Annotated in this window: 17 protein-coding genes and 1 pseudogene; 4 read left to right on the top strand and 14 right to left on the bottom strand. The window is 69.5% G+C overall.

The genetic code is table 11. From position 1 onward, the window contains the following. The 3 genes and pseudogenes from ACFC8N_RS40390 to ACFC8N_RS40400 all read left to right on the top strand — a co-directional run. A pseudogene (locus ACFC8N_RS40390) lies at positions 1-219 on the top strand (hypothetical protein); the annotation flags it as partial. A gap of 446 nt (positions 220-665) precedes the next feature. Continuing rightward, positions 666-1,619 (top strand): LuxR C-terminal-related transcriptional regulator, encoded by a 954-nt coding sequence (locus ACFC8N_RS40395; protein WP_376294288.1) that lies wholly within the window; start codon positions 666-668, stop codon positions 1,617-1,619. A gap of 187 nt (positions 1,620-1,806) precedes the next feature. Then, positions 1,807-2,358 carry a hypothetical protein gene (locus tag ACFC8N_RS40400; protein ID WP_356025272.1) on the top strand — a complete coding sequence of 184 codons (552 nt, stop codon included), beginning with the start codon at positions 1,807-1,809 and terminating at the stop codon, positions 2,356-2,358. Positions 2,359-2,728: 370 nt separating this feature from the next. On the opposite strand, the gene ACFC8N_RS40405 is transcribed toward ACFC8N_RS40400, so the two are convergent. The 12 genes from ACFC8N_RS40405 to ACFC8N_RS40460 form a co-directional block, all read right to left on the bottom strand. Next, a complete protein-coding gene (locus ACFC8N_RS40405; RefSeq protein ID WP_376294292.1) occupies positions 2,729-3,679 on the bottom strand; it encodes a JmjC domain-containing protein in 951 nt (316 codons plus the stop codon). Positions 3,680-3,723: 44 nt separating this feature from the next. Further along, positions 3,724-4,521: an ABC transporter permease gene (locus ACFC8N_RS40410; protein ID WP_356025276.1), complete on the bottom strand. Its 798-nt coding sequence runs from the start codon at positions 4,519-4,521 to the stop codon at positions 3,724-3,726. After that, positions 4,508-5,269, bottom strand: a complete 762-nt coding sequence (locus tag ACFC8N_RS40415; RefSeq protein WP_376294294.1) for a hypothetical protein — start codon at positions 5,267-5,269, stop codon at positions 4,508-4,510. The genes ACFC8N_RS40410 and ACFC8N_RS40415 overlap by 14 nt, the downstream gene beginning before the upstream one ends. Next, positions 5,266-6,261 (bottom strand): ABC transporter ATP-binding protein, encoded by a 996-nt coding sequence (locus tag ACFC8N_RS40420; protein ID WP_376294297.1) that lies wholly within the window; start codon positions 6,259-6,261, stop codon positions 5,266-5,268. The genes ACFC8N_RS40415 and ACFC8N_RS40420 overlap by 4 nt, the downstream gene beginning before the upstream one ends. A 33-nt stretch (positions 6,262-6,294) precedes the next feature. Further along, positions 6,295-7,926 (bottom strand): B12-binding domain-containing radical SAM protein, encoded by a 1,632-nt coding sequence (locus ACFC8N_RS40425; protein WP_376294299.1) that lies wholly within the window; start codon positions 7,924-7,926, stop codon positions 6,295-6,297. Between the two features lie 72 nt (positions 7,927-7,998). Continuing rightward, positions 7,999-8,940 (bottom strand): asparaginase, encoded by a 942-nt coding sequence (locus tag ACFC8N_RS40430; RefSeq protein WP_376294301.1) that lies wholly within the window; start codon positions 8,938-8,940, stop codon positions 7,999-8,001. A 27-nt stretch (positions 8,941-8,967) separates the two neighbouring features. Continuing rightward, positions 8,968-10,005 (bottom strand): hypothetical protein, encoded by a 1,038-nt coding sequence (locus ACFC8N_RS40435; RefSeq protein ID WP_376294303.1) that lies wholly within the window; start codon positions 10,003-10,005, stop codon positions 8,968-8,970. Further along, positions 9,993-11,186: a cytochrome P450 gene (locus ACFC8N_RS40440; RefSeq protein WP_376294306.1), complete on the bottom strand. Its 1,194-nt coding sequence runs from the start codon at positions 11,184-11,186 to the stop codon at positions 9,993-9,995. The genes ACFC8N_RS40435 and ACFC8N_RS40440 overlap by 13 nt, the downstream gene beginning before the upstream one ends. Positions 11,187-11,260: 74 nt before the next feature. Continuing rightward, a complete protein-coding gene (locus ACFC8N_RS40445) occupies positions 11,261-12,280 on the bottom strand; it encodes an amino acid--tRNA ligase-related protein (protein WP_376294309.1) in 1,020 nt (339 codons plus the stop codon). A gap of 82 nt (positions 12,281-12,362) precedes the next feature. Continuing rightward, positions 12,363-13,811 carry a cysteine peptidase family C39 domain-containing protein gene (locus tag ACFC8N_RS40450; RefSeq protein WP_376294311.1) on the bottom strand — a complete coding sequence of 483 codons (1,449 nt, stop codon included), beginning with the start codon at positions 13,809-13,811 and terminating at the stop codon, positions 12,363-12,365. Between the two features lie 375 nt (positions 13,812-14,186). Next, complete coding sequence (locus ACFC8N_RS40455) at positions 14,187-15,557, bottom strand: hypothetical protein (RefSeq protein WP_376294312.1); 1,371 nt, start codon at positions 15,555-15,557, stop codon at positions 14,187-14,189. 150 nt (positions 15,558-15,707) lie between these two features. After that, positions 15,708-15,929, bottom strand: a complete 222-nt coding sequence (locus ACFC8N_RS40460) for a helix-turn-helix transcriptional regulator (protein ID WP_356025294.1) — start codon at positions 15,927-15,929, stop codon at positions 15,708-15,710. 512 nt (positions 15,930-16,441) lie between these two features. On the opposite strand from ACFC8N_RS40460, the gene ACFC8N_RS40465 reads away from it, so the two are divergent. Then, positions 16,442-17,137 (top strand): alpha/beta fold hydrolase, encoded by a 696-nt coding sequence (locus ACFC8N_RS40465; RefSeq protein WP_376294314.1) that lies wholly within the window; start codon positions 16,442-16,444, stop codon positions 17,135-17,137. Positions 17,138-17,156: 19 nt separating this feature from the next. Here ACFC8N_RS40465 and ACFC8N_RS40470 read toward each other — a convergent pair whose 3' ends face one another. Beyond that, positions 17,157-17,780, bottom strand: coding sequence for a response regulator (locus tag ACFC8N_RS40470; protein ID WP_376294539.1), 624 nt, complete (start codon positions 17,778-17,780; stop codon positions 17,157-17,159). 101 nt (positions 17,781-17,881) lie between these two features. Then, on the bottom strand, positions 17,882-18,046 hold the full coding sequence (locus ACFC8N_RS40475; protein ID WP_356025300.1) for a hypothetical protein: 165 nt from the start codon (positions 18,044-18,046) through the stop codon (positions 17,882-17,884). Positions 18,047-18,064: the final 18 nt, after the last annotated feature.

Below are 18,064 nucleotides of genomic sequence, written 5' to 3' on the forward strand. Positions count from 1 at the left end.
CCGGATGACCGGGAAACCGTCATGTCCGGTTCGGCGGGAGGCCGCGCGGAACAGGACCTGCCCCGGCGGGCACCTCACCGCGCGGCCGACCCAACCTCCTGGCTCCATGGCTTCCACCGCCTGCGCATCCGCTGGGAACGACGTGATGACCTCCATGAAACCTTCCTCGGCCTCACCACCTGCCTCATCACCCACCGTCACGTCCAGCGACTTCGTTAGGATCTCTTAGGAAACCAGGGTCATGTGGCATGTCGTGCACGAGCCTCCCCAGGAGCTGTCTCCCTCCGTTGTCGAGCCGCCGCTCGCAACGACCTGGTGTGTTGCGGCGGGACCAGGAGCCGTGGCCGAGGCGAGGGCCATCATGGCGCAGGTGAGGGCGGCGAGAACGAAGCGGCGCAGAACCATTGTTAAGCTTCCTTAGGTGGCGTGAGCGGCCCGGATCCCCGCAGAGCGAATCCCCGGAACGTGACTGAATGGCTTCAGCCTGTCGGCTCGGCGGGAACATGGCCATACGGGACACGCCTCACCAAGTTGCCTGGCATGAAGGCGAGCCGGACCCAAGGGGGGACATAGTGTGCGATTCCTCTGGCAATGTGCCGTCCGGACAACTCGGAGTGCATGAAACCGCCTTGTACGGGTGGGTGTTGGAGCAGCGGAGTGCGGACGTGGAACGTGCCGCAGAGCACCTGGGCCTCCCGGTCGGCGCAGTGTCCGCTGCCCTGGCGAATCTGACCTCAATGCGTCTGGTCATTCCCGACGGGACTACTCCGTCGGGAGCCAGGGCGGTGGACCCGGATGCGGCCAAGGCCGCGCTAGCCAGGCCGCTTTGGGATTCCATCCGCTATCAGCAGGATCAGTTGGAGCGCTTGGAGCAGGGGTTCGGCGTCCTCCGTGACCGCTTCTTGCGTCGCTGTGACCATGAGGCGCTCTCCGCCGTAGAGACCATACCCAGCATGGAGGAGGTGCGAGCGGCACTCAACCGTGCCTCCGCGGAATGCCAGAAGGAGATGCTGAGCAGTCAGCCGGGCGGCACCCGCGTACCGGAGGCCATGCAGGAGGCCCTGAGTCGCGACATAGCCATGCTTGACCGTGGTGTCCGTATACGCACGCTCTATCACCACACCGCGCGATTCAACGGCCCCAGCCAGGCGTACGTCGCTGCCGTCGGCGCACGTGGTGCCGAGTACCGCACTGCGCATGAACTGTTCGGTCGCATCATCGTCTTCGACCGGGAGGTGGCTTTTATCCCCGACCATCGCGGGACGTGGGGAGCTGTGGTGATCCGTGAACCGTCCATAGTCGCCTACCTGTGCGAGGTCTTCGAGCAGACCTGGACCCACGCCACGCCTTTCGCCGATGCCGGGCAGGACGGTTTGGAGCAGGTCGCCAAGGACTTGGACCAAACCATCCTGCGCCTGTTGGGGTCCGGTCTGAAGGACGAGTCAATCGCCCGGCGCCTCGGGATCTCCCTGCGCACCACGCGGCGGCACATCGCTGACATCTTGGAGACACTGGGAGCCGAAAGCCGGTTCCAGGCAGGCGTGCTGGCGGCCAACGCCGGCTTGATGAACGCCGACTGCGCACCTGGTGGGGAAGACGAGCAGGCCGCCGGGCTCTGACGGTTCTGCCGCACCGCCCAGACTTCGGTGCCGCGAATCCGTGACTGGTCCGCGAGGAGCGCCGCACACGACACTGGAGGTCTACGGATCTTCGCGTCGACACGCTGTAGTTCCCGGCCTCGACGGGCGATTCGGCCTGCCGTGCATGTGGGTGGCGACGCGGGGGCAGCACGGGCGGAGGGGCAGAATGAACAGCGATCCAGACGCGGCGGCGCTGGACTCGGAACTCGACGGTTTCGTCAGGGAAATCGCGTTGTCCGTCTCCATTCATCGCGATCGCAGCCCTGCCATGGTGTGGCCAGAACACGAACCCGTGGCCCTGCTGACGGGACTCGCCGATGTGGCGGCCGCCCGCCTGGAACTCCTGTCCGGACGCTGGTGGAACGTATTGTCAGCAGGTCCCGAGGCCACTGTGCTGGCCGACCGGCTTCAGGCCGCGCTGGGCCGCCTGGTACGTGCCGACTACGCGGCGGCTCCGTCCTGGCAGGACAGCAGTGAGCTGAACGTGGACGGTGAAGCCTTGCTCCTTCCGCTGCGAGGCGGCTACGACTTCACTGTCTTCCCGCCGGCTGCCGCAGGGCGGCTTGGGGAGTCGCCGGCCGGTTCGACGACTCCCCTGCGGCTGCGTCTGCACACCGCCGAAGTCCTCTACGCACCGACGGGGTGGCGCTTGTCGGTCTCCGGCGGCACCACGGCCGCTGTGCTGCTGGTGCTGCACCTGACGGCACCCGGCGCCTGAGGCGAGGACTCCGGGGACCGGCGGCGGGATGGGGAGGCGGGTGCCGAGTGTTCATGTCAGCGCCGGGTGTGAAGGACGGGCCCAGAGGTCAGGCCGTGGTCACGGTGCGGGGCGGCAGCCGGACTTGCCGCTCACAGTGATCACGGCCACCTTTCTGATCTGCCGCCGGACCTTGTCGGGGCTTGCGGGCCCCGATCGCCTCCTTCGCAGCGACACCGCCGGTCGTGGGCTGCGGCCTCTCGCGTCCTGGTCACACCGTTCGGTGTGGCCACAAGGTGCCTCTGCTCCGAAGCCGGGATCCGAGCGAGAGGTTCTGCGGCGAGAGGTCCGGGCATTGGCGGCGCCACTGCGGGCTGCCTGCCGGGAGGGATCAGCTCTCTTTCGCAGCCAGGTGCCTGGCCATTGTCATCAGGCCAGGGTCTGGGTGTGCGGCGCTCTCCTTTCGCAGGCTGTCACGGGCAGATGCGACCAGGCCTTCTGCGGTGGTCTGTTGCAACTCGCCGGTCAGACGGCCGATGAGAACACGGGCTTGATCGATCAGATCTGCGTCGTCGAGCGGACGCGGTAGTGGCCGGTGTCTCGCGGAGATCAGGCGCAGCAACTCCTTGTGCAGATGCGATCCGCCGATCTCCCGGACGGTGAACGACAGATGGGCGGACAGGCCGCGGGACCCGGTGGCGCAGTGTGCGAACCCTCTTGGGATGTACAGCACTTCACCGGTCTGCAGGGGCGTGGTCAGCAGCACCGGACCCGGGTCCGAGACCGGGCCTGGGTGCCAGTTCCCGTCGGCGGTTCCGGGGTGGATCTGCCAGTCCTTGCTGCCGTTGACCTGGAGCACGAACACGTCAGCGTCGTCACGGTGGACGCGCAGCCCCTGCCGGCCAGGAGGGGTGACGAAGAAGAACGCCTCTGTCTTGCGGCTGAGTTCCCGGCCGAACCGGTCGGCCAGTTCGGCGGTCGCGCTGTGCCACTGGTCGACGCATCGCAGGAGTAGCGTCGCCCCCTCAGACAGCAGCTCTCGCACCTTTGTGGCGTCCGCGAAGCCGTTGTGCGCCGTCTGGTTGACGGTACGTGAGGTGCAGTAGTCATCCTCGGGAATCATCCGGTCCGGGCGCGTCATCTCCAGGTAGGGCGTGCGCAGCAGGCCCTCCTGGAGCATCGTGTCCACGGAGCCGAGCGTCAGGGGCGGGACGAGCGGTGCTGCCGGGTGGAAAACGCCTGGTTGCCGACGCCAGAAGCACGCCAGAAATGTCTCGGCGTCGCCGACCCACCGGGCTAGTTCGGGCGAGGGTGCAGTGCGGTCGGTGTCCGTGATCGTCACGTAGAACTCCACTTGTTCTCGTCGTCGTTCGGCGGTGGGGGAACTCAGAGCAGAAAGTCCCTGCCGGTCCGCCTCGATCGGCTGTCCTGGAATCGCAGGCCCACCATGGCGAGCACGCACCACAGGGCGCCGACCAGGGCTTCGCCGGACGCGGTGGCGAGCACCGGACCGTGCCCGGAGTTCAGTGCACGCAGCGCGGCGATGCCGTGCGACAGCGGTAGCGCGGCGCCGACCACGGCTCGCATCCCGCCGCCGGGCACCGGCGAGAGCACCCCGCTGAGCGCGAGGACGAGGTAGGTGGCCAGATTGGTCAGGAAGACGTCGGCCCGGCCGTTCATGGCCAGGACGGCGATGGTGAAACCGAATGCGCTGCTACTGAGGACCATCAGCGTGTACAGGGGCAGGGCTGCGGGCAGCGTGCGCAGCATCCGTCCGTCTCCGGCCACGAGAGCGGCGACCGGGGCTGCCACCAGTACCGCTGTCAGCGCTTCCGCCGCGTACACCGCCCAGCGCGCGGCTACCAGGCCCGGCAGCGGGAGAGCTGTCATCCGAAGCCGGTACAGCGTGCCCTGCACCTGCTCGTTGATGAGTACATCGGGCGCTTTGTTGACAGTGGCGGTGACCATCGCGAACGCCGACGCGCCGACGCCGGCGGCCGACGCACCGGCCGGGCCGCCCACCGCCCGGCCGAGTGCGGTGAGGAAGAGGACCTGCAGGATGGTCCGCGGCAGAACGGCGGCGAGAAGCACTCCGGGTGGATACTCCACCAGGTACTCGCGCAGGCCGAGCCGAGCTGTGCGGGCGAATGCGCTCGCGAGCACCGGAAGGTCAGAAGATTTCAAGGGTGCCCTCCCTGCGGGCGCGGTGCAGAACGCGGATGAAGGCCAGCCGTGCCGCGACGGTGTAGCAGAGGCCCGTCGTCAGAAGGCCTGCCCAGGCCGCCCCGTCCACTGGTCCGGTCATCGCACCCGCCAGCAGCACGTAGGCCCAGTGCAGGCTCAGCGCGTCGGCCGGCGGGCGCAGCACAGGGGGCAGCATGCTGAGCGGCACGAGCAGGCCGCCCATGAGGACGACCGGATAGACCAGGGTCTCGGCGATCCTGATCGCCGACCGGGTGAGCAGAAACAGGCAGGAGACCAGCAGGCCGAGAGGCAGAGTACTGACCAGTGCGGCCGCCAGCGCGGCGGCGAAGAGCGCGGGTCGCTCGACCGCGAGCGGGTGCCCCTCGAGGGCCGAGGTCGCCACGATCGAGATCGCCGTCATGCTCGCCGACAGTGCCACCGATGCCACCGACTTGCCGACCAGCACGGGGCCGAGACCGCCAGGACGGGAGCAGATCGAGGGCAGGGTGCCCGACCAGAGCTCCCGGCGCAGCACCATCCCCGCCTGCCACAGCGTGATCGTCCAGACGGCGAGCAGGCCGCTGCCGAGCACCACGGCCTGGGGTGCGACCCCGCCGGGGCGGTCGGCTGCGAGCGTGATACTCACATATGCGGCGGGCTGGACGGCGGCGGCGATGAGGATCGACAGCCAGGAGGTCCCGCGCAGCTGTAGCAGGAAGGAGTTCCACGCGACCCGGACACCGGTCATGCGCCCACCCGTGTGCCGTCGGCGAGTTCGTTGAAGACCTGCTGCAGGCTGGAGGGGGTGACCCGGACGTCCAGGAGCTGTCCCTCGGGCCAGGCGTCGGCGAGCGTGCGCAGCGAGTCGGGGGTCCAGCTACGCACGTGCAGGACCATCGTCCATCCCGAGGCCGTGGGTTCGACCTTCTCGACCCACGCCTGGTCGGCGAGGCCGTGCGGTGGCACGGCCGGTGCGTGGCCCCGCCCGTTCAGGGTGATCACGGCCGCGCTCGTCGCCCGTTCCAGGAGCCGGGGCAACGGCAGATCATGCAGGACACGGCCCCGGTGCAGGACCACGACGCGCTCTGCGAGTTGCTCGATGTCGTTGAGGTAATGGCTGGTCAGGACGATCGCCGTACCTTCGCTGCGCATTCGAGCCACCGCAGCGCGGATGTTCTGTGCTTCCGCCGGATCCAAGCCGACGGTGGGTTCGTCGAGCAGGAGCAGGTCGGGACGGGTCACCATGCCGATGGCCAGGTGCAGCCGCTGACGCATGCCCTTGGAGTACGTCTCCACCGGCCGGCCGGCGGCCTCGGCGAGACCGACCGACTCCAGGGCCTGCACCGAACGCCGCGCCAGATCTCGGCCGCGGACCCCCGTGAGCATGGCGAAGAAGCGCAGGTTGTCGTGGGCAGACAGGCGCAGATACAGGCCGCGGTCGCCGCCCAGCACCACGGACAGTCGCTGCTGCGCCGCGCGCGGGTGGCGGGCGACGTCGTGGCCGCAGACCTCGACGGTGCCGCTGGTCGGCAGCAGCAGGGTGGAGACGATCTTCAACAGGGTTGTCTTTCCGGCACCGTTGAGACCGAGCAGGCCCACCAGCTCGCCGGGGCGGACATCGAAGGAGACCCCGTCCAGTGCCTGCACCTGGCCGGTGCGCGCGGGGAAGCTTCGTGTGACCTCGCGCACCCGAAGGACGTTGCCGTGGGCGGGTGGAGACGATACGGCGGTGGAAATCATGGCGTACGGAATCCTCGGGTCGGGAAGGAGCCGTCAGGCGGCGGTCGCGAAGAGGGAGAAGCCGGTGCTTGCCTGGCGGGCGTCCCTCACCAGAGCGGTGATGTCTTCGCGGCCCAGGTCGATCGCCGGGTCGTCGAGCCGCCGCAGCAGATGACGGTAGTAGTCGCTCACCACCTGGACCTGTTCTGCGGTCCGGCCGGCGGTCAGTGCCTGCCAAACGTGCTCACGGAAGTAGAAGCGGGCATCCACCACGGCCTGCAGCCGGTTGAGATCAGCCTTGCCGATGCCCTCGCAGACGGTGGGCAGACCCACCGGTGAGGCCAGCCCGTACTTCTCGACATTCGGTACCAGCCGCAGCATCCGGCCTCGGCGGACCACCTCGTCCCCGTAGTGGCCCGCCTTCTTCGCCCGCACGAACTCCACCGTCGCCGGGTCCGGAGAGAGGATGGTGCAGCTCATCGCGTAGAGCGGCAGGTTGAGGAACTCCTCCATCTCGTGCACGACCTTCTCCACCGTGTGCTGGGGTGCGCCGATGATGAAGCCGGTGACGCAGTTGATGCCTGCCTCGGCGAGTGCGGCGATCGCCGAGCGGTTCTGCTCCACCGTCACCTGCTTGTTGTAGTAGTCGAGGACCGCCTGGTCCATGGACTCCAGTCCCACGAACGCCCTGCGGCAGCCGGCGGCAGCCATCCTGCGGGCCCGCTCGGCGCTCATCCCGTCCACCCGCAGATAGCAGAACCAGGGAAGTCCCAGCTCACCCATGACCTCGACGAGTTCGTCGAACTCAGGGTGCTGGGTGAGATCGTCGTCATGGAATTCGACGCTGTCACAGCCCGTGGTGCGCACCATGTCCTCAAGGTCGTTCCGGACCAGCCGCAGGGGCCGGGCCACCGTGCGCCCGTGGATCAGGTAGGTGGAGCAGAAGGTGCAGCGCCCCCGGCAGCTCTGGGTGCAGATGTACAGCTGGGGCCGGTCGCCGAGCATGCGGGTGAAGTTGGTGGCGTATACCGGCGACTCGACGACCTGCGGCGGCAGTAGGTCGTAGGCGAATGCCGGGCCCTTTGCCTCCTGCAGTGAACGGTCGAAGCACGGTGGTGAGACGACCTGCCGGTCCTCGGTGCGATAGTGCAGCCCCCGCGTCCCTGCGCCCTGTCCGAACGAGGGCGTGCCGAAGGTCGACAGGACGTGGAGGAGGGCCGGCGCGCCCTCGCCGCGCACCGTCATGTGGACGTTGTCGATATCGGGCGCGACCGACGCATGGGCGCCTCCCACCATGACCAGATAGCGGTCGGCTGCGAAGGAGCCCAGGAAGTCCTCCAGGCGGTCGATCGTCCCGGTGTAGGAACTGGCCGCGATGACCGGCCGTGCACTGCCGTCCAGCCAGTCGCTGATCGCTTCGCGGAAGGCCACCTCGTGCGGGTGGGCGTCTTCGTCGAAGTATCGGACCTCGACCGGGGGGATGCGCCCCTCGGCGGCCGCCGTGCGGACCGCCTGGGCGAGGTTGAGCAGACCGAGCGCGGGAAAGTGAGCCTTGAAGAAGGACTCCTCCAGCCCGCGGCTCAGCCCGACGGAACGGAAACTGCGGTGGATGAAGGCGATGCGGGTCCCGGCTTCGGGATCGGCTGCGAAGTGTCCGCCCTCGAGCAGCGTTTCAAGTGTGTACATGGCCATCTTCAGGTGTTCTCCGGGAAGTCGGGCACAGGGGGGAGGGGATGAGCAGAGCTCGATGCGGCGGCTTTACGACAGGGCGACGGTGGCGCGTACCTCGTCGGCATCCGTCTTGGCGCCCGGCAGCCGGGACCGGCATACGGCTTCGACCTCAGGGCCGGCGATGCCCAGGCGGCGCAGCACGGCGGCGACCACCGGCCCCACGGCCCGGCGCGCGCCGTCCTCCACTGACAGCGCGAGCGCTCGACCGTCCGGGAGCGCCACGCACTGCATGCCCTCGGCTCCCGACTTCGCCAGAAGTCCGGGCACGGTTTGCATCAGCCGGGTGTCGAATCCCTCCGTGCCGGCGACGAACCGCGGATGAGCGATCATGGCTGCCGCCACCTCGGCGGCGGGGGTGCCGGCGGGGGCGGTGGCAAGGCGTTGGAAGGCACGGGCGAGGCCGAGGAGGCTGAAGGCCGGAACTGGCACCCCGCAGCCGTCCACGCCGACATGAGCGGTCCGCTCCCCGGTCAGCTCCTCCAGCGCGGCGCGCACCCGCAGCTGCACCGGGTGTCCGGGACGGAGATAGCCCTTGGTCGTCCAGCCCTCGGCTACGCAGACGGCGAGCATCGCGGCGTGCTGGCCCGAGCAGTTCATGAGGATGGACCGGGCACGGCCCCCTTGGCGCAGATAGGGTTCGGGCGGCCAGGGAAGCGCGGCGGGCGTGCCGAGGCAGGTCTCGTCGAGGCCCGCCGCTCGGAGGATCTCGCGTACCGCCGCGACGTGGTAGGGCTGGCCTTCGTGGCTGCCCGCAGTGATCGCCAGCGTCTGGCCGGCGAGCGCGACGACGGGGTGCACGAGCGCCACGGCCTGGAGCGGCTTGGCCGACGACCGAGGGAAGACTGGTCGCTGCACGTCGCCGGCCCGGAGGGTGGGCGAGCCGTCCGTGTCCAGGACGACAAAAGCGCCGCGATGGCGGGATTCGACGAACCCGCTGCGGACCGCTTCGGCAATAACGGGGCTGTCCATGGGGTGCAACACCTCCGGTCACACTGGTCAGCAGGGAACAGGACGGGTGGCCGCGGCCGCTTCATCCGCGCGATGGTGGTGGCGGTCGCCGAAGAGGAACGCGTAGGCGTTCTCGTGCAGCAGTCGCTCCCGGGGCGCGCCGACGGCAGCAGCAGCGGCCAGCAGGTGTGCGAGTGACTCCTCGGCGGGCGCACCCAACAGCCGTCCGCTCGCCCAGTGCTCAAGGTGCCAGGGGGAGTCGAGTGAAAACATGAGTCGGCTACCGCTGGAGGCCAGTAAGGTGCCGAGCCGCTCGTCGTGGCCGGTCGGCGCGGGCGCACCCAGGGTGCGCTCCCGCAGGGCCTCCCACGGGCCCAGGTCCGCGTAGACGCCCGGCGCTGTCAGGACCTGCGGCAGGGCCGGGTCCAGATGTCCGGCGTGCGCGACGCCGATCCGTACGCCCGCCTCGGCCGCGCGGGCCAGCAGCTGCGTGCGTAGCGCGGGTAGATCGCCCATCCGTCCTGCGGGGGCGCAGTGCACGACGATCGGCACGTCCCACTCGGCGGCCAGTTCGAGATAGCCGAGTGCCACATGGGCCGCGGGTGAGCGCAGATGGGCTGCCGGATGCCACTTGAGGGCGAAGACCTCCTCGCGGCGGTCGGCGTACTCCTGAGCGAAGATCTCGGCGCTGCGGAAGGGATCGGCCAGCAGCGCGGCCAGCGGGACGGCCAGGCCCGGACCGAGTCCCTCCGTGGCCCGGTGCTCGGCGCAGGCATCGAGCGTCTCGTGGTTGCGCCGCCGGATCGCGCGGACCGCGGTGACGGGGTCGACGGCGGTCCCCTCGGGTTTGAAATACCGGTAGAACGGCATGGGGAGTGCCAGGGCCGCGACTGTGCCCGCACCGTCGAGCAAGCGGTCTCGGAGCCGGGCCATCAGCGACATCAGTTCGCCGACGGACTGCCGGTAGGTGTGGCGGTCCGCCGCTCCGTGCTGGATGAGTTCGCTGCCGACATGCTCGTGTGGACTGATCAGGCTTGCGTCGGCGCGCAGCAGCGCGGAGACCTGAGAACGTGTCAGATCAGGCATGGCAGCTCCGCCACGGCGGTCATGCCCAACGACGGGAGCAGCAGTGGTGTCCCCGGTGCGATGCCGGCTGCCAGCACTTCCCTGACGAGCACCTCGATCTCGCGTCGCGCGAGTACGGAGCCGAGGCAGTAGTGTCCGCCCCGCCCGAAGGACAGGTGGCGGTCGGCTTCCGCACGCCGGACGTCGAACCGGTCGGGATCGGGGAAGACGGCGGGGTCGCGGTTGGCGGCGGCCAGGACGAGCACGACCCGCTGGCCTCGCTCGATGCGTCGGCCCGCGGCGCTCAGGTTGTGCGTAGCGGTGCGTGGTGCGTAGTGGAAGGGCGCGCAGAAACGCAGGATCTCCTCGACCGCCCGGCCGTGGGACACGTTCCCGGAGCGCACAGCCCGATGCTGCTCGGCATCGCCGACGAGCCGGCTGATTCCGGTGGCCGCAGCTACGGCCACCGGCTCGATGCCGCCGGTGAGGATCTGCGCGAACACGGCGGCTGCGTCGGCGGCCGTCAGTTCGCCAGACCGGACAGGTTCGGCGAGCGCCTCGGCGATGGGTCCCGCGGGACTGGCCAGCGCACGGGTGGCCACGTAGTCGGTGAGCTGCGCGGCCGCGTCGGCCGCCGCGCGGGCTGCTGCCGTCTCGATTCCGGGTCGGCTGAGGTAGTGCACCAAGGCGTCGGACCAGGCGAGCACGCTCTCCCGGTCCGCATCCTCGATCCCCAGGACGCGGCACACCACGTCGAGTGCGAACGGTCGGATGGCCTCGGCGAGCAGGTCGTGCGTGCCGGCCCCCAGGCCGCGCACATGGTGCCGCGCGGCAGAGCGGACCACCTCGTCCAGGGCACCGATCACGCGCGGGGTGAGCCGCGGTGCGACGATCCTGCGCACCCTCGTCTGAAACGGCGGGTCGGAGAAGACCAGCCATCGGGCGAGGAAGTCCTCCACGGCGAACACCTCGGCATGCCCGGTCGGGTCGAGCCGCGCCAGTTGGGCCTCTTTGGACCGTGCGCCGAGCCGCGGTTCGAGCAGCAGCTCCGACACATGGGCGTGCGAGGTCACGTACCACGCCCCGGTCGGCTCGTTCCACTGGACGGACCCCGTGTCGCGAAGCCAGGAGTAGAAGGGGTGGGGGTCCAGGGACGTGTAGGGGTCCAGGATGTGCTCGGGACGCCAGCGCGCAGGCTTCACGGGCTGCGCTCCGTCCGGCACATCGCTGCGGGGGGCTGTATTCAAGGACATGGCGACGCCTCCGGCGGGTCGGGTCAGGGGACCAGGGAGATTCCGTTCAGGCGGGGGGCGAGTTGCATGTCACGGATGTCGGTCTGGCCGAGCACCCACATCAGCCAGCGCTCCACACCGAGGCCGAAACCGGAGGTCAGCATCGGTCGGGCTTGCTTCATCCGCAGGTACCAGTCGTAGGAGGCCGTGTCCACGCAGTGATGCCGCAGGGCCGTGCGCGCCGCGATGTCGTCGATGTGCCGCTCACCAGCGCCGACCACCTCACCGATGCCGAACAACAGGTCGGCGTTGCGGGCCCGCTTGCGGCTGTCGTCCGCGTAGGCCTGGTAAAAGGGCACCGAGAGATGGTCAAAGTGGGTCACCCACAAAACGGGCGCCACCTCGGCCATCAGCCGTCGCTCACCGTGCCGGGTCAAGGTCCGCCAGCCGCCCTCGTCCCGCACCGCTGAGGGGTCACCGCCGAGGACACGGACGGCCTCATCGAAGGTGAGCCGGGGGAACTCCTTGAGCGCGGCCATGTGTTCGACATGACCGGTGGCGCCGGCCTGCCGGCTCACCGTGGCGGAGTGCTCGGCCAGGACAGCGCCGGCGAGCCGGCGCACGTAGTCCTCCACGGTGGCGATGACCTCGTCGAGGCCGCCGGGTATCTCCGCCTCGCTGTGAAAGAACTGGTTGAGGTGGGTGGCGTCGCTGTCTTCGCCGCGGAAGCTCGGCATCAGGTACCAGGCTCCGGAGGGGCTGAGCCGACAGCCGTACTCCAGCATGAACTGCATGGAGTCCGCCAAGTACGTGGGACGTCCGAACAACTCCACCTGGACGGGCAGGGAGTCGCTGCCCAGTCCCATCGGACTGGAGACACTGTCCGTGGTGATCGGCAGATGCATCGCCTGCACCCCCCGCTCGGCCCAGAAACGGGTGCTGACCACGGTCATGAGGTTCTGGAGCTCGGCGACCGTGCGGTGCAGCGGGCTGTCGAGGATCGCAAGGAAACGTTCGGGGTCGGCATGCCAGCCCGGGTGGGCGAAGGTGGCTGCTGTCTGCATGGGTGCCTCCGGGGCGCAGGATGAAACGGTGATGGGGGTGTGTTGAGCGGCCTGGCGGCCGCGGTGTACGGCAGGTCGGCCCTCACGGGGCGGTGGTGTGCCGGAGTGGCGGAGCGTGTCGGTCCCGGTCGGGCGGCGTACATGTGAGATCGGCCAGGCGGGCGTGACGGACCGCGTCGACCCGACGTCGCACCAGCGTCCGCACGGCCCGCGTGGGGACGGCGATGGGGGAGGCGGCGAGGACCGCCAGGACCAGTGGGCCCTGCGGGCCGCAGCCGTGTCGACGGGCCAGTGCGACGGCTGCGGCAAGCAGCGGCACCACGGCACCGGCCCCCCGGACCGCCTCATCCGCCTCCCGCTCCGTCGCCGCAAGGCCGGCGATCGTTTCCAGCAGAGGGCCGGTCCGCCGACGCCACTGCGCGACGAGGCCCTGCTGGGCGCGACGGAAGTGCTCGGCGCCGGCCGGCTGCGCCTGTTCGAGGCTGGCCAGCAGCTCTGCCGTCGCGTGGTGACTTGACTCCTGAGCGAGCAGCCGCTCCCGGCGCGCGATGCCGGCCCGGTACTCGGCTGCGGCAACCAGCACCGTGTGTGCGCTCCACACAGCTGCCAGCCCTGCCGCGGTCGGCCGGTCCTGGCGGCCGACGAGAACCACTGCGGCCGACACATACCCTGTCGCGGCGAGGCACCACGGCAGGACGAGCCGCTGCTCGGCTCGGTCTGCCGGGGCCGTACGCCACCTGGCGAGCAGATCACTGTTGCCCCGTGCGACGAAATAGCCGATGTCTGCCCGCGCCAGAGTGCGCCCGACGTCGTCCGCCGCACGGTAGCGGGCGGCGCTGTGCGCTGACCGCGTCAGTGGGCCGTCGGCACCGCCCCAGACGGCGCACGCGAGCGTTGCGGCGAGCCCGACCGCTGTCAGGGGTGCCGACGCCCTACGGGACGCCGGGTGTCGTTGGAGCGCAGCCGCTGTCACCAGGGCTGGGAGCCCCGGGGCAAACGCGGCGAGGATGTCGCCAAGGAGCGCCCGACCTGCGCCCGGACGCCGCGCGCCCTTGCCCGCCCCAGTCGGCAGGTCCGCGCCGCGGTCCGCGCTCACCGGAGCAGGCGTGGACCGGCCCGAGGGCATCGACATGTCGGCGAAACGTCCGAAAACCAGTGCCACACCGCTCAGTTGGGCCGCGAGGACCGTCCAGCGCAGTCTCCGCCGGCCGATGCTCGGGTCGAGCACCACCGCGTGCCCTCGGCTGAGGGAGTCCAGTACCACATAGTGGCCGACCCGCAGATGGAGGATGCTCGCACGCGGCAGAGGCGGCACCGAACCGTCGAGCGGTATCCGCACGGCCCGGGCCGCGAGCCCGGACTCCCGCGCGAAGGACAGGAGTTCCCTGGCGCTCCAGCGCCGGTCGGCCAGTTCCTGCGACTGCAGGGCCGCCGGGCGCCGGCCGGCGTGGTGGCCGAGCACCATCAGCAGACAGGCCGCGCCACAGCCGTGCAGAGTCACCTGGGAATGAAAGGGAATGCGCCGACGCATGGCGGGAGTTCCTTGTCGCTCTGATCACATGGCCGGTACCGGGCGGGATGACGCGCAAGCACGTCATCCCGCCGCGGCGCGTTCGGACGAGTGGGCCGCCCGAGCGTCAGATGGTCTCGGCGAGCATGGCGCTGCCGATGACGTCGTCCAGCTCCTCGTCGGCGATGGCCGCGAGAACCTCGTCCACGATGTACTCGACGTTCTCCATAACTTTCTCCTTCACAAGAGGGAAACCGAAAAGGGTTTCCAGCGAACGGACGGTCAAAATTCCGTCCGAGGTTGGTACGGCCATCGGTTCCGGGAATTGCTCGCCGGCAGGCCCGTACCATCCGGCCCACATACGTGGTCCGGAAATCCATGGGTTCGCCGTCGCACTCAGCGGGTCGCGAGCGGCGGGACGGCGGAGGAGTCACCGGTGATCTCGATACGCAGCTCACAGGCGCATTCGGTCACCAGGTGCATCAGTTCGGGTGAGGAGGCGAGGACCGCCGCACGCAACTGCTCCAAGACCCCTGCGGCGGCCTCCGGCAGGAGGCGGGGCGGGAACCCGACCGCGGCGCGCACTGTCAGGCGGTGCGGCGCACGCCCCGCTGCCGGCCGGAACTCACAGGCCACCAACGGGATCGTCCCCGCCGTGGACTGCCAGGGGGCCAGACTCGACACAGGAGCGTGGCACAGCTCGGGCAGCCGCTCCGCGGTCTCCCGCAACGCGTAGGGCCTGAAGACCGGTACGCGGCCGCCCCTCGCGCGCACCGTCGGCACGAGAGCGGTTCGGCCCAGCAGGGCCACTGACAGCTCGCCGGCGTCGCAGTCGGAGCGGACCGCCTCGACCAGGTCGCCGGTGTCATAGCGGATCAGCGGCTGCGCCTGCGAGAAGGGATACAGCTCGGTCAGCACCAGGCGGCCCACCCCCTCACGCACCGGATCGCCCCCGTCCAGGGGGACGACCTCGGGCACCACGATCGCGTCGAAGTGAAACAGGGAGCAGCGCTCGCACCGGGTGGCACCTCCCGCCACCTCCGAGAGGCTGTAGCGGTGCACGACTCGTCGCGACTCCGGCACGGTCCGGGTCAGAAGATCTTGCTGGGCGCGGGAGAGGAAGTCCGCCACAGCGACGATCCGCCGGATTCTGCGCCGCGCGGCCTCGTTCCCCGGCTCGGACAGCACCATGGCGAGGAGCGTCAAGTCCTGTGGCGATCCGCTCAGTTCGTATTCACAGAGGTGCTCCGGGAGATCGGGGAAGAGGCGGTCGCGGGCCAACAGGGCAACTGACCGCTCCACCTCCCGGGCTGTCAGCAGACTGAGCGACACTGCACGCTGGGCGCCGGTGCGGGCACCGAGGACAGCACCATGGTGGCGGGCCGACAGAGTCGTGAAGTGGACGATCGGATTGCTCTCACCCCTTCGCGCCCGGGCCTTGGCGCTCAGACGGTGCCGGAAGGAGTCCAATGCCGCCAATTCCTCGGCGCACCGGAAGCGGCGCACCGGCTGTCCGGTCGTCGTACCGGTGCTGTGGAGCATGACACTGGGCGTCCGCTCCGGATGCACCATCCGGTCGCCGTGCTCGGCCAACTCGTCCCGTCCGACCACCGGCAGCTGGGCCAGGGCGTTCGTCGTGGCGATCTCTCCTGAGGCGGACCTACCCCAGTGTTCGGCGTAGAACGGGATGGCTTCGGCATGCCGGATGGTTTCCGGCAGGAGCCGATCGCGGAGTGCTGATTTCGCTCCCCGTTCGTTCCCGCGCATGCCCGCATCTCCTCGTTCTCGGTGGCCGGCGCATTCGCCCCTGGCGTCGTGGGCCTTTCCTCGGCCCGGGAACAACATTTCCGTATCTCCGCAAGACCGGCTAGTCACGAAATTCCGGTCCCGGAGGCCGGGGCTCCGCTCTGTGTCGGTTCAGGAGAGGTAGCCGTGCCGAAAGGCGAGCATGATGAGTTGGGTGCGGTTCGCACTCCCCGTCTTGGTGCGGAGCCGGCGCAGATACGTGTCCACGGTGTGCCGGCTGACACCGAGGTTCCGGGCGATTTCCCGGTACGTTCCCCCAGCCGCCAGAAGTGAGAGGACCTGCCGTTCGCGAGGGGTCAGGGAGAACGGCTCGGCGGTGGCGTCAATGGTCAAGGGGGTCTCCTTTCAGCCGGCTTCAACCGGCCGGACGGAACCAGGACAGGCCGGACGGCGAGCCCCTGACAGCGGACCGCAGGGAGCTCCTCCCTGGGGGGAGCGCGTGACCTGTGGACGGGACCCAGCATGGCCCGCTGCGAGCGGATTCCGGGCTCTCGGAGGGACCTCACCAACCTGTCTGGCATGAAACTGGCAAGCCCTCAGACACTATGAAAACGTCCGAAACCTCTTCATTCGGCTCGACGAACGCGGGGAATCGGCGCCCAGGAACCGCCGGAGACGTGCCCTACCGGTACCGGCGGTCACCGTGGCGGCCCTGAGGAATGACAGGCACCAGCGGCATGGAAGCGCGGCGAGCCGCACCTTCCTCGCGAGTTTTAGCACCGCACCGCCACAGGACCCCTGAAGGGTGCGTCTCGCACGATCTCCCGGGTCCGGCAGCCCTCCACTGTCCAGTCACCGCGCGGGAACGCGCGCACCACCAGCTCTCGTAACCAAGGAGTCTCAGCATGTCAGCGGACATCACGGTCGTACTCCCCCACGGCGCATGGGCGGACGGTTCCAGCTGGAGCAAGGTCATCGCCCGGCTCCAGGCTCAGGGCATCCGCGCCGTCGCTGCGCCGCTGCCCCTGACGTCCCTTCAGGATGATGTGGCGGCCCTGGAAGACACCCTTCAGCACGTGGGCGGGCCGGTCGTCCTCGCCGGACACGCCTATGCCGGCGGGGTGATCGGATCGACCACGGCGGACAGTGTCCGTGCGCTGGTCTACGTCGCGGCGCTCGCGCCGGACGAGGGCGAGGCCGTCGACGAGGTCTTCATGCGCGGCACCCCGCACCCCGACGCGCCGGCCGTGACGCCGAACGAGCGCGGCCTCGTCTGGCTGCCCTACGAGGCGTTCCCCAACGCGTTCGCGCACCTGGCCACCGCCGAGGAGCAGGCCCTGCTGCGCGCGGTCCAGCGTCCGATCGCGGCAGCCGCGATCAGCACCCCGGTGGGTCGTCCGCTGTGGAAGGTCCTCCCGAGCTGGTACCTGCTCGCCCAACAGGACCGCATGATCCCCGCCGAGAACCAGCGCTTCATGGCTGAGCGCGTGGGCTCCACGGTGCGGGTCCACGACGTGGACCACACGCCGCTCGTGACCGCTCCGGACATCGCCACCGACCTCCTCATCGAGGTCGTGGAACAGACGAGGAAGACCCTCTAGTGCGGCCGCCGGCCCGGTCTCAGCCCACGATCCCGTGTTCCCAGGCCCACGCCGCGATCTCCACGCGATTGCGAGCCTGGAGTTTGTCCTGGATGCGGCTGAGGTGGCTCTTGACGGTGCTGAGGGCGAGCGTCAACTGTTCGGCTATCTCGTTGTTGGTGCGGCCACGGGCGACCAGTGTCACCACCTTCAGCTCCTGCGCGGTCAGCCGCCTCGCGGCCGCGGCCCTGGTGTCGGCGGGGGACGAACTGCCGAGGTGTTCGAGCAACCGCACCGTGACGGAGGGAGAGATGAGGGAGTCGCCGTTGACGGCGGCGTACACGGCCTCGGTCAGCAGCCGGGGGCCGGAGTTCTTGACCACGAAGCCGCTGGCGCCGGCCCGCAGCGCGCCGTAGACGTACTCGTCGAGGTCGAAGGTGGTGACGACGACGACCTTCGTCCGGGATGTCGCGCCTCCGGAGTCCTGGCGCACCAGTTTCGTGGCCTCCAGGCCGTCGAGCTTCGGCATACGTATGTCCATCAGGCACACGTCCGGCCGCAGCCGACGTACGGCTTCGACGGCCTGCACGCCGTCGGCGGCTTCCCCGACCACTCGGATGTCGGGCTGGCTCTCCAGGATGAGACGGAAGCCCGTCCGCACCATCTCCTGGTCGTCGGCGATCACCACTGAGACACTCACGGCGCTTCTTCACTCCGTCGCTTCACGGGGTAGGTCTCTGTCGAATTCTGCCCGTTGAGTTGAACTCAGCGGAGGGCGGCCCCGGTCAGTGTCCTTGCGGTCCGCACGGCGCTGGCGACAGCGTCGTCGGGACAGAGCCCGCACAGGTCGGTGAGGGTGAAGAGGGCCTCGGCGCTCACCACCACCGCAAGGTCCTGCTTGAGCTGGGCGAACGCCTCCGGCTCCGTCACCCCCAAAGGGTCCTGGTG

Source organism: Streptomyces sp. NPDC055966 (assembly GCF_042269865.1).
Lineage (GTDB): Bacteria > Actinomycetota > Actinomycetes > Streptomycetales > Streptomycetaceae > Streptomyces.

Coding starts and splice junctions, on each gene's coding strand:
- ACFC8N_RS40430 (WP_376294301.1), bottom strand. CDS start 8,940: ATGGACAGCCCCGTTATTGCCGAAGCGGTCCGCAGCGGGTTCGTCGAA.
- ACFC8N_RS40455 (WP_376294312.1), bottom strand. CDS start 15,557: ATGCGCGGGAACGAACGGGGAGCGAAATCAGCACTCCGCGATCGGCTC.
- ACFC8N_RS40425 (WP_376294299.1), bottom strand. CDS start 7,926: ATGTACACACTTGAAACGCTGCTCGAGGGCGGACACTTCGCAGCCGAT.
- ACFC8N_RS40470 (WP_376294539.1), bottom strand. CDS start 17,780: ATGGTGCGGACGGGCTTCCGTCTCATCCTGGAGAGCCAGCCCGACATC.
- ACFC8N_RS40465 (WP_376294314.1), top strand. CDS start 16,442: ATGTCAGCGGACATCACGGTCGTACTCCCCCACGGCGCATGGGCGGAC.
- ACFC8N_RS40445 (WP_376294309.1), bottom strand. CDS start 12,280: ATGCAGACAGCAGCCACCTTCGCCCACCCGGGCTGGCATGCCGACCCC.
- ACFC8N_RS40415 (WP_376294294.1), bottom strand. CDS start 5,269: ATGACCGGTGTCCGGGTCGCGTGGAACTCCTTCCTGCTACAGCTGCGC.
- ACFC8N_RS40450 (WP_376294311.1), bottom strand. CDS start 13,811: ATGCGTCGGCGCATTCCCTTTCATTCCCAGGTGACTCTGCACGGCTGT.
- ACFC8N_RS40435 (WP_376294303.1), bottom strand. CDS start 10,005: ATGCCTGATCTGACACGTTCTCAGGTCTCCGCGCTGCTGCGCGCCGAC.
- ACFC8N_RS40400 (WP_356025272.1), top strand. CDS start 1,807: ATGAACAGCGATCCAGACGCGGCGGCGCTGGACTCGGAACTCGACGGT.
- ACFC8N_RS40420 (WP_376294297.1), bottom strand. CDS start 6,261: ATGATTTCCACCGCCGTATCGTCTCCACCCGCCCACGGCAACGTCCTT.